Origin of the sequence: Stenotrophomonas sp. MH181796 (genome assembly GCF_009659995.1) — a bacterium.
Taxonomy (GTDB): domain Bacteria; phylum Pseudomonadota; class Gammaproteobacteria; order Xanthomonadales; family Xanthomonadaceae; genus Stenotrophomonas; species Stenotrophomonas riyadhensis.
Map to the genome: position 1 here is coordinate 149,054 of NZ_RAHU01000002.1, position 16,200 is coordinate 165,253.

A 16,200-nucleotide genomic window follows, 5' to 3' on the forward strand; every position below is an offset into this window, starting at 1 on the left:
ATGGATGACGTCGGTGGCCGCTGCTGGCCGCCTGCCAAGGAACGGCACCTGGGCGCGCGCCTTCTGGCTCGCGCCTCCGGCACTGGCAGTGCTGCTGTCCGGTTGCACGACTGCGAGCCGGGCGACCGCTGACAGCATCATGCAGCTGGTGCATCGCCAGCCGTCCTATACGACGCAACAGGTGCTGCGCACGCCCTATCCGCAGGCGGATGTGCAGACCCCGGACATCCGTGGCCTGGTAGTGCTGGGCTACCTGGACGATGGCCAGCAGGTCTGGATGGCGGGCAAGCATGCCGTGCTACGCATCTCGGCGGCCGGCGTGCTCCTGTCCCTCAGTAGACAGGGCGCACAGTACGCCACCACCGTCGAAGACGAAGCACTGTTCGTCGACCTTCGCAGCGCCGCCGATGGCGCCAGCGTCGTGCGGCACTACGACCGCACACCCGGCTACGCGATGGGCGTCGAGGTTGTCGGCACGATCCGCGCGAAGGGCGAAGACACAGTCACCCTCCTCGACAAGCGTCGCACACTGCTGCGCTTCGACGAGCAGCTCAGCGGGGGCGACATGCGCGCGACCAACAGCTATTGGGTCGACCCTGCCGACGGCTTCATCTGGAAGAGCCGGCAGTTCCTCGCCCCGGGCTATCCGGTCGACCTGATCCATCTAAAGCCCTATCGGCCGGCAGGACGCTGATCCATGTACAGATTCACCCTGCGAATTGCCGCATTGCTGGCGGCAATCGCGATTCCCTCGGCGAACAGTTTCGGCGCAGACGCTGCGCTGTTCAGCGGCGCCGTGCAGCAGCCTGGAATGCACCGTGGCGACGACGGCGGACGCCTCGCAGCCGCGCTTCTTGCTGCTCGACCCGCGCCCGATGCGTTCCTGCCGGCAACACTGTTTGCCCGGCAGAGCGCCCGGCTGGCGCAGGTTCGACTGAAGGCTGGCGTGCTGCATGATCTGCAGACACTGAGCGAGGGTGGCGACGACGCGCTCCGCCAGCTCTCTGAACGCCTGGCGCGCTGGATCGAGAACATGCCGGTCACCGGACGTGTCCCGCTGTCGGCCGACCCCCGCCTCATGCAGCTGCAACCCCGATGGAACCCGCCGATCCAGGCAGGCGATTCAGTGCGCCTGTTCCAGCGGCCCTCGACCATCCAGGTGGTCGGAGCGGTTGCCGAGCACTGCACCCTCCCCCATCGACCATTGCGCAGCGCGTTGGACTACGTGAAGGACTGCGCCGCAACGACCTTTGCTGATGCCGACACCGTGCTGGTCATCCAGGTCGACGGCACCGTGCAGACGCTGGGCGCCGCTGCCTGGAACCGCGCTGACCCGCAACCGGTATCGCCGGGCGGGGTGGTGCTGGTGCCGTTCGCGCCCAAGTACATCCGATCGGTGGATGCCGAATTCAACGCAGACCTTGCTGCTCTCATTGCGACCCAGGCCGCCACCCCGTGATCCATAGTCTCCGCAACACTGCGGGCCGCAAGGTGCGTGCCACGCTGGCCTTGTCCCTGCTATCCATGTCCGTCTGTGCCGCCCTGCATGCGCAGGAAGCGCCACCACCGACCTCCAGCGAATGGGGTGGCATCGGCCTGCTGCAGACACCGACCGCGCGCATGGCCGACGACGGCGACATCGCGATCACCGCTTCGCACAACTCGCCGTACAGCCGCTACAACGTGACTATGCAACCGCTGCCCTGGCTGGAGGGTTCGTTCCGGTACATCAACGTCTCCAACCTTCGGTACGGCCCCGCATCGTTCAGCGGGAACCAGAACTACAAAGACAAATCGATCGATTTCAAGATTCGACTCATTGAGGAATCCCACTGGATTCCGGAAGTCGCATTCGGTGTTCGTGATCTGGGCGGCACTGGCCTGTTCTCGAGTGAATACCTCGTCGCCAGCAAACGCTACGGGCGGTTTGATGCATCACTTGGCCTGGCAACCGGCTACATCGGTAATCGCGGTGATTTCTCCAACCCTCTGGGCGTCCTCGACGATCGATTCAAGGACCGGCCAATTCCGACCAGCGCGATCGTCAACGCCGGCAAGTTCGGAGGCAACGCCATGTTCCGCGGACCGGTCGGTGTATTTGGTGGCATCGCCTACCAGACGCCGCTGGAGCAACTTGTGATCAAGGTCGAGTACGACGGCAATGACTACCGCCGCGAACCTCGCGGCAACAACCTGCCCCAATCGACCCCCATCAACGTCGGCCTGGTCTATCGCCCCAGCAAGGTGGTTGAGCTGACGGCCGCCTGGGAGCGCGGCGACGCCGCCATGTTCTCTCTGACGCTCCGTGGCAACCCCGGCGGTACACGCAGTGCGCCCAAACCGCTGGACCCGCCTCCCGTCCCACTTACCGGCGACCACCGCGAGGCAGGAGAACAGAGCACGCTCGAAACGAGAGAGGCACCGACACAGCAGGACTGGAAGTTGATTGCATCGGATCTGAGAACCAACGCCGGATTCAACCTGGAGCGGGTGTCCGCACAGGGGAAAGAGCTGTTCCTGACCGGATCGCAATCGCGCTACTTCAACCCGGCCAAAGGCCTAGGTCGTTCGTCGCGCATCCTCTCCCATCACCTGGGCGACCGGTACGACTGGTACACGTTGCGCAGCGAACGCCTGGGCATGCCAATCGTTGACATGTCGGTCAAGCGCGAAGCGTTTGAAGGCTATCTGAGCGGCGGCGTTGATGAGGACACCCTCAAGAGGAGCAGCGAGCTCAGCGCACCCGGTACGAACAACGGGCATGAGCTGTTCCGTGCCAAGCGCTCGCCTTTCGGCGGCGGTTTCAGCTTCGGGTACCGGCAGAACCTGGGCGGCCCGGATGGCTTCATTCTCTACCAGGTGTCGGCCAACTACAGCGCCAGCTACTTCTTCGGCAAGAACGTCTGGCTGACCGGCAGCGCCAGTCAGAATCTGCTCAACAACTACGACAAGTTCAGGTATGACGCACCGAGCAATCTGCCGCGCGTCCGCACCGACCTGCGCAAATACACGCGCACCTCGGATTTGACGATTCCGAATCTTCAGCTGAATCTGTCGCGACGGTTGTCCCGCGACGTCTACGCCATTGCGTATGCAGGCTACCTAGAGTGGATGTATGCCGGCGCCGGCAGCGAAGTCCTGTACCGGCCGATGGATCAGCCCTGGGCGATCAGCGCCAACATCAACTGGGTCAAGCAGCGTGACTTCAACCAAGGTTTCGGGCTGCGTGACTACTCAACCACGACAGGCCATGCGACCCTCTACTATGCCTTCGGCAACCAGCAGCGGGTCATCGCTTCGCTGAGTGCAGGCCGATACCTGGCAGGGGACTATGGCGCGACCGCCAATGTGGCACGCGTCTTCCGCAATGGCGTGACCATGGGCGCCTACGCCACCAAGACCAACGTCAGCTCCGCCGAGTTCGGCGAAGGCAGCTTCGACAAAGGCATCTACTTCAGCATCCCGTTTGACACCCTGTTGCCTCGATCGACTCCGGCCAGGGCTACGCTTACCTGGAACCCGCTGATCCGCGACGGTGGCGCCATGTTGGCTAGGAAGTACCCACTCTACAACCTCACTGGCGAGCGAGATGAGCGCTTCTTCTACGAGAATATACAGGGCATTGCTGACTGAAGGCTCCTCGACCGACGTCCTGCCAACCAGGCCATTCGACCCCGAGCTCAGCCAGGGCGACCTGCGGGGTCGCCATCATCCGCGGGGCTCGCAACCGCAAGGGAGCCCGAGCCCCCATCATCAGAAGACCGAGAGGAATCTGGGATCACGGTACTTCACCGCAAGCTTGACCAGAACATAGCGCGCGTACAGCCAAGAGAGCGTGCGGGCAATCGGCCGCTGCTCGAACACAATGGGCCAGGAATGTACCAGCGAGCGGATCCGCCACAACATGCCATCTGCGGCCATATCCGACCAGAGCGCCGTATCGTGGCCAATCACCACGGGCATGACCACCACCTGCCGCTCAGACTCGGCAAAGTCGATCATGAAGCGCGTATCAATTCCATACAGAGTCAGGCGCTCATCAAATCGGGGCTGCTGCAGATATCCGGAACGGATCACCATTCCGCTGGAGATGGCCAGGACGTTCCTGGGAGACTGGCGCCCCATTGCTGGAGCGCTCACGTGCTTTCCCTTGAACACCTGAAGACGCCCCGGGCTAACACATCTGCCATTGGATTCCACAACGGGTAGAAACAGGTTGCTTGCTGGATTGGCTGAAACCTCCAGGCTCAGCGTCTCCAGAAATCCAGCCGGCAGCTTTGAGTCCTGATCAAGAATCAGAAGAAGATCACCCTTCATGGTCGCACTGACCGAGTTGTAGACCGTGGCCAGGCCGGCATTCTCCGGACAAGGAACGTAGCTCCGATCGAACCCTGACAGATCCAGGCCCGCAATTGAATCAGCACCGAAGGACACAGGACTGTTGTCCCAGACCACCACACGGCCGCCGAATCCACCCGGCCTGCGCAGCGCTTCGCTCAGAGACTGTAATGTGGGCGAGCTAGCTGGATCCATCCGATAGAGCACGACCAGGATGACGAGGGTGGCTGCTGAGCTCATTGCAGATCCAGATCCATCTTCCGAGCCGCATCATCGCCATGTTCACGCCCATGCGAGAACGCAGACAGAAGCTGCTCGTACTGTGCAAGTACCCGCTCCCAGGTAAAGGCCTCCGCATGACGCGATGCGGCCGCGCAGGACAGTGACTGCAGCTCGCCTTCGCGCGCCCCGAATCCGTCCATCAAAGAGGCAAACGAATCGGCGTCTGTGAAGTAGCGTGCCGAATCCCCTGCCACCCACCTGTTGAACGGATTGTCATGCGCGATGACTGGATTGGCAGCGCCAAGAGCTTCGACAAGCGAAGGATTGGTCCCCCCCACCTGATGGCCATGTACGTATGCAAGGCTGTGCAATCGAAGCGCCTTCACCGCAGCCTTGTCATAGATCGGCCCAAGGAAGACAACATCATCACTCGCCGCCTCGATTACTTTCCGATGATACGCATTGCTACGCTCATACCTCCCCAGAATCGCTAGCTTCTGGCTGCGAGGGCGAGCCGAGAAGCCTTGCACAATCTCCAGCAAGGAGTTCTCGGGCTCCGGCCGCGCAATGACGGTAAGGTACTGGCGAGGCGTCAGCCCATATCGCTCAACCAGGGAGCAATCAGCCGACTTCACACACTCAGCGCCATACGCGATGGTTGTAATCTTTGCACGCCTCACCCGCGTCGCCAGGTGGTCCTTGATGCGGGGATGATCTGCAACAAGATGATCGCCCAGCCAGCAACCAAGACGTTCATTGATCCAGAACCAAAGCTTGGCGACGGGTCCCCATTTCGCACGTGCCCATTCAATGCCATCCATATTGATGACATTGGTGACATCCCTCGCCCGTAGAAGACCTGAGAAGATTGCAGTGTTGTAGCCCAAGGTCAGGCAAAGATCGCCAGCAACGGAAGCATCACAATTCGACTTCCAGTCAAACAGGATTGTGCCTGCGGCGCCCGGAACTGCCACGGGAATGTGAATCCGTCTGACTCCATTCCATTCGTCCTCCCACCTGTCACCCTTGCCGTCCTCTTGGCAGTAGACAATCACTTGCCATCCCCGGGACACAAGGTGAAGAGCAAGGTACTCGGCGAAGGTTTCAAAGCCACCGTGCGCGGCGGGAACACCTCTTATTCCCAGAATTCTCAGAACTTTCTTGTTCACAGCGCTACACCTTTGAACTCAGACAAACGAATCATTCCCGGGCACTCCGAAGTACATCGCCCCCTGCTCGCGACTCAGGAGCTCCTACTATGGCAGGAGATGGACTTGAGCCCCCCATTGCTCGACCATAAGCAGCAATGAACAGTGCGAGCAGGAGGAAGAGCTGCAGGGTATCCATCACGCCCGTCGCAAGCGTAAAGAGCACATACCCAAGAACCAGGCCTGTGAACATTCTCCTGGACTTGACGGTCGGGAGCTGGCTACCCACGCCACGATGGACAAGAACGAACAGCGCAATGTAGCCAATGAACCCAAGTACACCCTGGTCAATCAATAGCTTGAAAACAACGCTTTCGGCATCGTAGAGATCGGCCGCTGCGCCGCCGGCCACCAGTTCGCGAGTCGCGTCCAGACCCAAGCCCCAGATGGGGGACTGCCAGAAGTAGGAGAGCGAGACGGCGAACTGCCCTGCCCGCATGGCGAGGTCAGAACCGTTCTGCTCGGTACCTACCGAGGCATCGAAGATGTTGACCACGGAAAGAACTTTCTCGAGGAACACATTCGACGTTGCCAACGCGATCACAAACGCCATGCCGCCCAGCAGCGAGTACTTCAGCGACCTGACGATGCCTACCGATACGCCGAACACCAGCAGGGCAAAGAAGTAAAGCATCAGTGGGCTGCGTGAGTTGGTGAAAAGCATCGAAATGATGATGCACCCCGAGACAGCAGCCATTGCCAGCATGTCGCGCATCCGCACCTGACCGCAGAGCCGGGCGACGTAGTACGTCAGAAGCATGATCGCGACCAGCGCGCCGTAGGTGATCGGATGCGATGTGGTTCCCTGCGCGCGCATGCCCCGCAGCGTGTCGGCATACGTTCTCGCCATCACGCGGCCGGTCTGGGTCGTCGAATTGATGAAGTCGATATAGGGATTCCAGTTCACCAGATAAGCCGCGATGGCATACACCGCCAGCAGACTGAAGAACATCACGTAGATCCTGAGCAGGCGCTTGGCCTCTGCCAGGCCCAATCCGCCGGCAAAGTGACTGAAGGCCAGGACCGGAACACCCACTTCCAGGCACAGCGCAATCCAGGTAAGCAGCCCGGCGGAGGCGCTGCCTATGTTCATCAAGACCGAAACGGCCGCCATGCCCAGGAACAACATCAAACCAGTGAAGAATGGCCCCTTCCTGACCGAGCCCTTGCGCGCAAGCGCCAGCGTCATCAGATACATGACCATTACCATCGCCATCAGAAAGCGATAGAGACTGAGCACCGGAATGCCGGGCACATCGACCAGCAGCAGCGCCTTGGGCGTGAGCATCATCCAGGCCGGCATCAGGAGCACGGCTTTTCGGAAGTAGAGGATGATCAGCAACGCGCCGATACATGCCAACAGGAAGATCATGCGAATGCCGCCATGCCAGATGCGGAGTGACGGACCGCTGTCCGAACGGTAGCTGCGGCGGTTCCGTTGCAATGCCCTGGTTGGGAGTCAATCATGTCGTAGGTCCAGATGAAGCAAACACCAATCGTGAAATCCGCTCTGCGTAGTTCTCCACCGAGAAGCGCGAGGAGAACGCGTCGAAGGCACGCCTGCCCAGTGCCAGGTGGCCAGGTGAAAGGGCATGGGGAAGGCCCTCGATCGTTTGTGCAAGCGCGACCTGACTGGCAGGTTCGAACAGGAATCCATCCTGTCCATGCTGCACAATTTCAGTCAGGCCCCCATGCGCGGCCGCAATCACCGGCTTACCATACGAGAACCCCTCGATTGCCACCCGCCCGAAAGGCTCGGGACTGGTGGAGGGAACGACCACGTAATGGCACCAGCGATAGTGCTCCGAGGGGTCCTCGCAGAAGCCGAAGAACTCGCAGGTCACGCCATCCGGCAGCGAACGGGCGATGTGATGGAGCTCTTCCACCAGGTGTACCTGCGCATCGATCGCCGACCCGACGATTCTCAGCCGGATGCGCCTCTGACTGCGCAGCAAGGCCTCGAGAAGGAACTTCTGTCCCTTCCAGGCATTGATGCGGCCGATCATCAGCAACCGCACCCCATCATTCCCGCCAAGCTCCTGCATGCATGCCGCAGGACCAGGAACGCCGTTGTAGACGACAGTGCCGGGCAGGCCAATGGCGAGCCGGGTTGCCTGCGAGTTGTACACGACCTCCACACCAGACAGCCTGATCAACACGCGAAAGAAGGCAAGCTCCTTGCGCCCGGGGATTTCCCGGACATGCAGAATGCGGCGTGCGCGGCGCGTGGACAGCGCGCATGCCAGCAGGGCAGACGCACAGACCAGGGTGTTCACATAGATCACATCGGCGCCACGGAAGCGATGCAGAAGGCGCCGTGTGGCAGCCAGCAGCCCCGCAGCGAACGAGAAAGGCCTGCGCAGCAGGCTTCTTCTCAGGTAACCTTCGGATTCGAAGTGCACCGAGCCACCGGCCTCTGAAATACGAGCCGCCAACGGCCCATGCTCGGGAAGAATGACTTCAACCTCCGCAGGCGTCGGCGCGTGTTGGACAATCGCCTCGACGGCGGCCAGGAAGCTCCGGTCAGAGCCGTACAACTCGGCACTCTGGTGTACGCAGACAATCTTCATGAGTGTGGTCCAGGAACGTCCATGTAGTGAGATCGCATCGGCAGCAACATGCTGCCCGCTAGGCCGCCTTCGTGGCGCGCCTGAAGACACTCAATGCGGAGAGCGCCCGTCGCCGCCACTCCCGGGAGAATGCAAGCGCCAGAACTACGTACCATGCTGCCGATGCCATGATGGCGAGTGTCAGCGAGACCGCGTCCTGCGCGAAATCTCCGTACCGCATGTACAGTTCGAGCGTGCCTCCCATGATCAGCGCCGCAATGAGTGGTGGGATCATCGGCTGAGTCACCTCAGACGGGCGGGCCCCCAGCACCCGCGCGCAGACCAGCATGACGGGAATGAAGTTGAGCAGGTTGGCCAGCAGATACAGTGCGGCCATCACCACGACACCGTGCGTGATGCCCAACGCGAAGGCGCCTACCTGCAGCATTGCGCCGATCACTCCAAGGTGAAGCAGTGTCCTGGTGCGACGCGCGGCCATCAGAACCACACCTGTGACGCTCATGACCGACTGCAGCAGGGCGGTGGGAGCGAACCAGGCAAGCAGCTGCACCGCCAGATCCCAGCCTTCGCCAAAAGCCAGCCTGATGAACGGCTCGCGTAGTACGTACAACCCGACCATCATGGGAGCGACGACCAGAGTGATTCCGCCTACCGCGATCTGATAGACCTCAACCCTGCCCCTGCGATCTGACTGGAGACGCGAAAGGACCGGAAGAAGCGATCGCGAGACCACCAGCGTGATGCTCTGCAACGGGAAAAGCATCAGCCTATAGGCCAGCGAGTAGTTTCCCAGCACGGTCGAGGAATAGAAGCGCCCGACAAGGATGCTGTCCAGATTGCGCGACAAGTAGTTGACCAGATTGAAGCCGAGCACGCCCGAGCCGAACTCTGCCAACCCGCGGTACCCGAGCCCGCGCGAGGCAGTCGGCCGCCATTCCGAGGCAAGCCAAAGCTGGACACTGGTTGCAATCGAAACGAACGCGAGCTGGACAACGAGACTCCAGGCACCTGCACCCTCCAGCGCGGACACCAATCCGAGCGCCCCACCCACTAGGTTGCTGCTTCCTTCGATGCGGGCAATCCTGCGGAAATGCCCTGCTCGCTCGAGCAAGGCCTGGTGGACGATTCCACAGCCCGCAATGGGAAAGCTCAGTGACAGCACCGCCAGCAATGGCGCCAGCCCTGGGGCAGAGAAATACGTAGCGAGCGGAACGGCTGCGAGCAGCACCAGCAGGCACACCAGACTACCGGCAACGAGCGAGACGCGGAACGCAGCGTCGATGTCGCCGCGGCCAAGATCCTGCTTCTGGATGATCGCCGCGCCCAGCCCCATGTCACGGAACATCAGCGAGAAATTGACCACCACGGTTGCCATGGCCACAACGCCGTACTCGCTCGGCTCAAGCAGCCGCGCGAGCATGAAGACGACAACGAACTGTGCGCAGAGCTTGGAGATCTGCGCCAGTGATGTCCACTTCAGATTGTGACCAAGCTTCATGGATAGATCGTTCGGGGCGTGTTCGGTTATGCCCTCCTGCCAATTGCAGATCATGGGCTCAAGGCGCGTCCAGGCACCTGCCGGTCCGGCAGTTACTCGGTCGACTTGTACTCGTAGTAACCGTAGCTGTAGTAGCCGGTTGCGCGCTTCTGTACCGCATTGAAGATCGCACCACGGATGACCGCGCCGTTCTGCTCGAACCGCTTCCTGGCCAGTGCGATTTCCTTCTGCTGGTTCAGACCAAATCGGGCCACCAGCAGCGACGTTCCCGCCTGGGCGGCGAGGATGGCTGCGTCGGTGACAGCCAGGATCGGCGGCGTATCCACGATGACCAGGTCATAGCGGGAGGAGACTTCCTCCAGCAGTCGCGTCATGTTCGGATGCATCAGCAACTCGGACGGATTGGGTGGGACCTCACCGCGGGCGATGAAATCCAGACCATCGACAGGACCAAAGGAGCGGATGGCATCGCTGATCTGTGCCGCACCGACGATTACCTCGGACAGGCCTGGCGTCTGAGTGACGCCGAAGGCCCTGTGCATGGTGCCCTTGCGCATGTCGGCATCGATAATCAGTACGCGCTGACCGGACTGGGCAACGACCGTGGCCAAGTTCGTAGAAACGAACGTCTTGCCGGCATTCGGGCTCGCGCCTGAGATCAGTACGATGTTGTTCTTGGCTTCCAATCGCGCGAAGTGGAGACTCGTCCGCAGGCTGCGCAGCGCTTCGATGGCCAGATCCGCAGGATCCTTTACGGCCAGTAGGTGCAGATTGCCATCCTGCCTGAACTTGCCACGGACAGAGTCCTTGGCCTGGTTCTCGCTCGCTGGGATAGAGGCGTACACCGGGATGCCCAGTTCCTCGATCAGGCCTGGATCCTCGATGCCACGGTTAATCATCTGGCGCAACAGAATCGCAAGCACAGCCAGCAGGAAACCAGCGCATGCGCCGATCAACGCGATTACCTGCCTCTTCGGCTTGACGGGCGTGCTGTCATCAACACGTGCAGCATCTACGATGCGTACATTGCCAACCGTGCCCGCCCGCGCCACATCCAGTTGCTGGGCCTGGCTCAACATGACGGTGTACATCTCGTTTGCAACCGTAAGATCTCGGGTCAGTCGCAACAGCTCCTGCTGTGCCTTGGGAAGCTGTTTCACTTCACCTTGGAAGCCGTTCTTCCTGGCCTCAAGGTCACCGATCTGACGCATCAGCGCCTGATAGGCCGGATGGTCACGGGTAAACTTGCGATCCATCTCTGCCTGCTGCAGCCGCAACTGCTGGATACTGGTCTCAACGGCCACCCCCTGATCAAGAAGACCCTTCGTCTGCAGAGAGAGGTCCACCGAGTTCTCGCGCATCTGGAACTCGCTCAACGCTTTCTGCGAAGTTTCCACCTGCATCCGGATACCGGGCAATTGCTCCTTCACGAAGCTCAGCTGGGCCGATGCCTCGGCAGAATTCCGCTCTACGTTCTGGCGAACATAGGCTAGCGCAACCTGATGCAGGAATGTCTCCGCCGCCACAGGGTCGCGATTCTCGTAGAAGAGGCCCAGGATGCCCGAATCCTTGCCGATCTCGGCAACACCGATTCGCTCCTGCAACTCATTGATGACGGCCAGCTGGCGCCGCTTGATCACCGTGAAACGCATTCCCGGGTTAGCGCGCAGTGCGGCGACCTCCAGAGTCACTCCCCTTGCTTTTGCAGGCTGTCCCAGCTGACCGCCAAGGATCTTCTCACCGTCTGGGCCCAGCAGCTCGAACGCACCTTTTTCGCCGGCGACCAGCGTCAGCGCTTCTTCAACCAGTCCGCGTGGCACGTCAAGACGGTGAATCTGAAGAGTATCCCCACCCCAACCATAACGGCTCAGCCCAAGAATCGGCGACGCCAGGCCAGCAGGATCGACCGCCTCTGCGCGACGTGCGAGAAATCCACCAATCAACGGAAAACGCTTCGGAGCAATCTCGATATCCAGCTTCAGCGCATCGACGGCACTGCCGACAACCGCCCGTGACTTGATCAAGGCGATTTCAGTAGTGGCCTCGCCGGATCCGGATCCGAGTCCCAGGGATTTGCTCAGATCGGTCAAACCTGGAATCGACGGCATCTTCGATTCCACCTGGATCACCGCGTCAGCCCGATAGATCGGAGCAGCAAGCAGGGCGTAGGCTGCGGCCACCGCAAAGAACAGCAGCGTGCTTGCCAGAATCCACCAGCGATGATCGAGAAGTGTTCCCAGAAGCTGTCGCAGATCGAGCTCGTCGCTTCCGTCTTCCTGGGTGGTGCGGGAATTGGTTTTCATTCTTTCTATTCAGTTATGCGATTTGCCGGACGGCGACACATACAGGTGCAGGCAGCAATCAAAGATGACGCGCCCAACTCTCCACACCCTCGGCCATCAACTTGTAGACATGCTCGAACGCCGGGCGTTGCTGGCGGTATGGATCGGGAATCTCCCGATCCTGCTGCCATTTGCCCAGCAGGAAGGTTTTCCCGGACGCCTGCGGCGCGATCTCGGCGATGCGGCGCACGTGCTTGCGCTCCATGGTCAGCACCAGATCAGCGGCTCCCAGGATGGCGTCATCGATCTGGCGCGCGCGATGGGCCAGGCCATCCATGCCCTGCTCGACCAGCAGCTCCTGCGCCGTGGCATCAATGCCATGCCCAACCAGCGCACCGAGACCCGCGGAGGACACCTGGATCCCCTTGCCCTCGATCGCCTGGCGCAGCATCACTTCTGCGGAGGGGCTGCGACAGATGTTGCCGACACATACAAATAGAACGTTCTTGAACACTGATCTGGATCCTGTGGCATTCCTTGCGGCGCACGCGACCAGAGCATCCGGAGTCGGCGGCAGCCGCACAGCATACCTTACAAACGCATTACAGGCGATGAAATCACCAACAGATTCATGGGATTACGTCGCAGTTTCAGAAATCGACCATCCTAGTACGCCGACTTCTGCCCCAGCACCTTCAACGCCGTCAGCACGATGATCCGCACGTCCAGCGTCGGGCTCCAGCGTCGGATGTAGTCGATGTCGTACTGGACGCGCTTCTTCATCGAGCGCAGCTCCGGGGTCTCGCCACGCAATCCGTGCACCTGCGCCCAGCCTGTGATTCCCGGCTTGACGTAGTGGCGGTGCATGTAGCGTTCGATCACCCGCTCGTAGTGGTTGTTGTGCTGGATCGCGTGCGGTCGCGGCCCCACCACGGACATGTTCCCACCCAGTACATTGAAGAACTGCGGCAGCTCGTCCAGGCTGCTGCGGCGCAGGAAGGCGCCAAACCGCGTGACGCGCGGATCACCGCGCGTTGCCTGGGTGATCTGCCCCGCGCCCTCTGCATGCACACGCATGGAGCGGAACTTGAGCATCCAGAATTCCTTGCCGCCCAGTCCGTGACGCCTCTGCCGGAAAAGCACCGGCCCCGGCGAACTCAGCTTCACGCCGATGGCCAGCACGGCAAACAACGGCGCCAGCAGGATCACCGCTGCACCCGCGACGACAATGTCCTCGACCCGCTTGAACACGCGGAATCGATGATCCACCAAGCCTTGACGTACGCCGATCATCGGCACATCACCCACCTGGTGCACGCCCGGATTAAGCGCCCCCAAACCCGTGGTATCGGGAATCAGGCGCACCGGCACCGGAAATCGCTCGATCTGCTTGAGCATGTCCTTGATCGCGGCCGCGTGCCCCATCGGCATCGACACCCAGACCTGGTCGAATTCGCCGCGGTGCTGATCCATGTACTGCGGAACGTCTTCCAGCCGCCCCAGCCGGCACGGCGCGTCCCCACCGCGACGGGTGGCGATATCGCCCGCACTGGCGAAATAGCCGATGACGTCCTTGCCAAGCTCTGGCTTTCCACGCAGCAGGCGATGCAACCTCAAAGCAGGGGCCCGCAGTCCGACCAGCAGGATCCGCTCATGGTCCATCCCGCGCGAGCGCAGGCGGTGCAACTGCACCCTCAGCAATACGCGCAATGCAGCCATTGAGCCCAGGCCAAAGGCATACCAGCCAATCAGCCAGGTAGAGGGGACCGCATCGGCAAGTCCGACCAGGACGACGTAGAGCGAGAACAACGCGAAGGTGGCAGACCACGCCAACAGCAGCAGCCAGAGATCGGCAAGCAACCCACGCATCCGCCAGTTCCGATACAGCGGCGCAACGGAGAAGCAGACGATGGCGCTGAGAATCACCGCGCCAAACACGATTCGCTGGGAAGAATCCGGCGCAGCCGCGCCATACAACACGATGTGGGAGAGCACCGCCATGCCCGGCAGCAGCAACAGATCGCCCAGGCGCAACCCCAACTCAAGGGCCGCCCGGGCTTCGACGCGGCGGCGGCCTGCCCGGGCCCGCGCTGCGGGGAGGTCTTCTACTGATCCATGTAGCAAAGCACTTCTCCATTCACGACTCGACCGAACGCTGAATTGTTCGTCTTCACGCGCATGGACTCCCCAGCCAGCACGTGATTGTCAAAGGTTTGTCAATCAGGCGTGACTGAATTGTGAATGATGTCTGGACCAAAAGATAGGAATTTCGACAGGGCAGGCACCTGACCGTACGACCTTATCGGCATGTAAGTCATTGCAACTATTACGAATTTTAAATGTGTCAATCTGCATCAAAATGGGTCATTTCACGTCAAGCTTGAACCTTCCCAACGGGCTCAACGTCGGTTCTTTGACGTCCCACTCCACCCCGCACCGCACCAAAGCCCAGCTACCTCCCTCTGCTACCATCGGCGGTTCTGTTCATCGCGTCCCCCACCTGCCCGCGATGGCGCCAAACAACGTAACGAAACACAGGAGTCTGCATGTCTTCCGAGCTGCTCAAGTCCCTTGGCCTGGACGCGATCAACGCTGGCACGTACCTGGGCAACGGGGAGTGGTCGAGCGCGACCGCTGGTGAGCTGATCACCCCGGTCAACCCGACCACTGGTGAGCCGATCGCACAGGTCCGCGCGACCACCGAGGCCGAGTACGAGACCGTCGTCGCCCGCGCCCAGGAAGCCTTCAAGGTCTGGCGCACCACGCCGGCCCCGCGCCGCGGTGAAGCCGTGCGCCTGTGCGGTGAAGCGCTGCGCAAGCACAAGGACGCCCTGGGCTCGCTGGTTGCGCTGGAAATGGGCAAGAGCAAGCCGGAAGGCGATGGCGAAGTGCAGGAGATGATCGACATCGCCGATTTCGCCGTCGGCCAGAGCCGCATGCTGTACGGCTACACCATGCATTCCGAGCGCCCCGGCCACCGCATGTACGAGCAGTACCACCCGCTGGGCCTGGTCGGCATCATCTCGGCCTTCAACTTCCCGGTTGCGGTGTGGAGCTGGAACTCGTTCCTGGCCGCCATCTGTGGCGACGTGTGCATCTGGAAGCCGTCCAACAAAACGCCGCTGACCGCCATCGCCTCGCTGAAGATCTGCAACGACGCGCTGCGCGAGGCCGGCTTCCCGGACATCTTCTTCCTGATCAACGATGCCGGCACCGCGCTGTCGGAGAAGATGGTCGATGACCGCCGCGTGCCGTTGATCAGCTTCACCGGCTCGACCCAGGTCGGCCGCACCGTCAACGAGAAGGTCGCGCGCCGCCTCGGCCGCTGCCTGCTGGAGCTGGGCGGCAACAATGCCATCATCCTGGACGAAACCGCCGACCTGAAGCTGGCCGTGCCGGGCATCGTGTTCGGCGCCGTCGGCACCGCCGGCCAGCGCTGCACCACCACCCGCCGCCTGATCGTGCACCGCTCGATCTATGCCGACGTGCTGGCCACGCTGGTCAAGGCCTACAAGCAGGTCGAAGGCAAGATCGGCGACCCGACCGACGCCGCCAACCTGATGGGCCCGCTGAACAGCGACGGCGCCGTGCAGCAGTTCCTCGATGCCATCGCCCAGGCCAAGGCCGCCGGCGGCACCATCGAAACCGGTGGCACCCGCATCGACCGCGCCGGCAACTTCGTGCTGCCGGCGATCGTCTCCGGCCTGAAGAACAGCGACGCCGTGGTCCAGCATGAGACCTTCGCGCCTATCCTGTACGTGATGCCGTACGACAGCATCGACGATGCCATCGACATGCAGAACGGCGTGCCGCAGGGCCTGTCGTCCTCGATCTTCACCCAGAACCTGAAGACCGCCGAGAAGTTCCTGTCGGCGGCCGGCAGCGACTGCGGCATCGCCAACATCAACATCGGCACGTCCGGTGCGGAGATCGGCGGTGCCTTCGGTGGCGAGAAGGACACCGGCGGTGGCCGCGAGTCCGGCTCGGATGCGTGGAAGGTCTACATGCGCCGCCAGACCAACACCATCAACTATTCGGACTCGCTGCCGCTGGCCCAGGGCATCAAGTTCGATCTGTGATGG

Annotated in this window: 12 protein-coding genes; 4 read left to right on the plus strand and 8 right to left on the minus strand. The window is 61.5% G+C overall.

Annotated elements, in window-relative coordinates:
• Positions 1 to 13: 13 nt before the first annotated feature.
• The 3 genes from D5301_RS04470 to D5301_RS04480 are packed head-to-tail and all read left to right on the plus strand — an operon-like array spanning position 14 to position 3,633.
• Complete coding sequence (locus D5301_RS04470; protein WP_180854722.1) at positions 14 to 694, plus strand: YjbF family lipoprotein; 681 nt, start codon at positions 14 to 16, stop codon at positions 692 to 694.
• 3 nt (positions 695 to 697) lie between these two features.
• Complete coding sequence (locus D5301_RS04475) at positions 698 to 1,459, plus strand: capsule biosynthesis GfcC family protein (protein WP_153854951.1); 762 nt, start codon at positions 698 to 700, stop codon at positions 1,457 to 1,459.
• A complete protein-coding gene (locus D5301_RS04480) occupies positions 1,456 to 3,633 on the plus strand; it encodes a YjbH domain-containing protein (protein WP_283102592.1) in 2,178 nt (725 codons plus the stop codon). Before D5301_RS04475 ends, D5301_RS04480 begins: the two co-directional genes overlap by 4 nt.
• Before the next feature lie 120 nt (positions 3,634 to 3,753).
• Here D5301_RS04480 and D5301_RS04485 read toward each other — a convergent pair whose 3' ends face one another.
• The 8 genes from D5301_RS04485 to D5301_RS04520 all read right to left on the minus strand — a co-directional run bounded on the left by D5301_RS04485 (position 3,754) and on the right by D5301_RS04520 (position 14,242).
• The gene (locus tag D5301_RS04485; RefSeq protein ID WP_153854952.1) at positions 3,754 to 4,578 is read right to left on the minus strand and encodes a hypothetical protein; all 825 of its coding nucleotides are present in this window, start codon (positions 4,576 to 4,578) and stop codon (positions 3,754 to 3,756) included.
• Entirely contained in the window at positions 4,575 to 5,729 is a 1,155-nt protein-coding gene (locus tag D5301_RS04490) for a DUF1972 domain-containing protein (RefSeq protein WP_180854723.1), read from the minus strand. Before D5301_RS04490 ends, D5301_RS04485 begins: the two co-directional genes overlap by 4 nt.
• Before the next feature lie 31 nt (positions 5,730 to 5,760).
• Complete coding sequence (locus tag D5301_RS04495; protein WP_153854953.1) at positions 5,761 to 7,140, minus strand: O-antigen ligase family protein; 1,380 nt, start codon at positions 7,138 to 7,140, stop codon at positions 5,761 to 5,763.
• Between the two features lie 91 nt (positions 7,141 to 7,231).
• Positions 7,232 to 8,338: a glycosyltransferase family 4 protein gene (locus tag D5301_RS04500; RefSeq protein WP_153854954.1), complete on the minus strand. Its 1,107-nt coding sequence runs from the start codon at positions 8,336 to 8,338 to the stop codon at positions 7,232 to 7,234.
• Between the two features lie 58 nt (positions 8,339 to 8,396).
• Entirely contained in the window at positions 8,397 to 9,836 is a 1,440-nt protein-coding gene (locus D5301_RS04505; protein ID WP_194936606.1) for a lipopolysaccharide biosynthesis protein, read from the minus strand.
• 92 nt (positions 9,837 to 9,928) lie between these two features.
• Positions 9,929 to 12,139 (minus strand): polysaccharide biosynthesis tyrosine autokinase, encoded by a 2,211-nt coding sequence (locus tag D5301_RS04510; protein WP_153854956.1) that lies wholly within the window; start codon positions 12,137 to 12,139, stop codon positions 9,929 to 9,931.
• A gap of 58 nt (positions 12,140 to 12,197) precedes the next feature.
• Positions 12,198 to 12,632, minus strand: coding sequence for a low molecular weight protein-tyrosine-phosphatase (locus D5301_RS04515; RefSeq protein ID WP_324187264.1), 435 nt, complete (start codon positions 12,630 to 12,632; stop codon positions 12,198 to 12,200).
• 152 nt (positions 12,633 to 12,784) lie between these two features.
• Positions 12,785 to 14,242, minus strand: coding sequence for an undecaprenyl-phosphate glucose phosphotransferase (locus D5301_RS04520; protein ID WP_153854957.1), 1,458 nt, complete (start codon positions 14,240 to 14,242; stop codon positions 12,785 to 12,787).
• Between the two features lie 422 nt (positions 14,243 to 14,664).
• Between D5301_RS04520 and D5301_RS04525 the strand changes: the two genes are divergently transcribed.
• On the plus strand, positions 14,665 to 16,197 hold the full coding sequence (locus D5301_RS04525; protein ID WP_153854958.1) for an aldehyde dehydrogenase family protein: 1,533 nt from the start codon (positions 14,665 to 14,667) through the stop codon (positions 16,195 to 16,197).
• Positions 16,198 to 16,200: the final 3 nt, after the last annotated feature.

Coding starts and splice junctions, on each gene's coding strand:
- D5301_RS04475 (WP_153854951.1), top strand. CDS start 698: ATGTACAGATTCACCCTGCGAATTGCCGCATTGCTGGCGGCAATCGCG.
- D5301_RS04510 (WP_153854956.1), bottom strand. CDS start 12,139: ATGAAAACCAATTCCCGCACCACCCAGGAAGACGGAAGCGACGAGCTC.
- D5301_RS04525 (WP_153854958.1), top strand. CDS start 14,665: ATGTCTTCCGAGCTGCTCAAGTCCCTTGGCCTGGACGCGATCAACGCT.
- D5301_RS04500 (WP_153854954.1), bottom strand. CDS start 8,338: ATGAAGATTGTCTGCGTACACCAGAGTGCCGAGTTGTACGGCTCTGAC.
- D5301_RS04505 (WP_194936606.1), bottom strand. CDS start 9,836: ATGAAGCTTGGTCACAATCTGAAGTGGACATCACTGGCGCAGATCTCC.
- D5301_RS04485 (WP_153854952.1), bottom strand. CDS start 4,578: ATGAGCTCAGCAGCCACCCTCGTCATCCTGGTCGTGCTCTATCGGATG.
- D5301_RS04495 (WP_153854953.1), bottom strand. CDS start 7,140: ATGATCTTCCTGTTGGCATGTATCGGCGCGTTGCTGATCATCCTCTAC.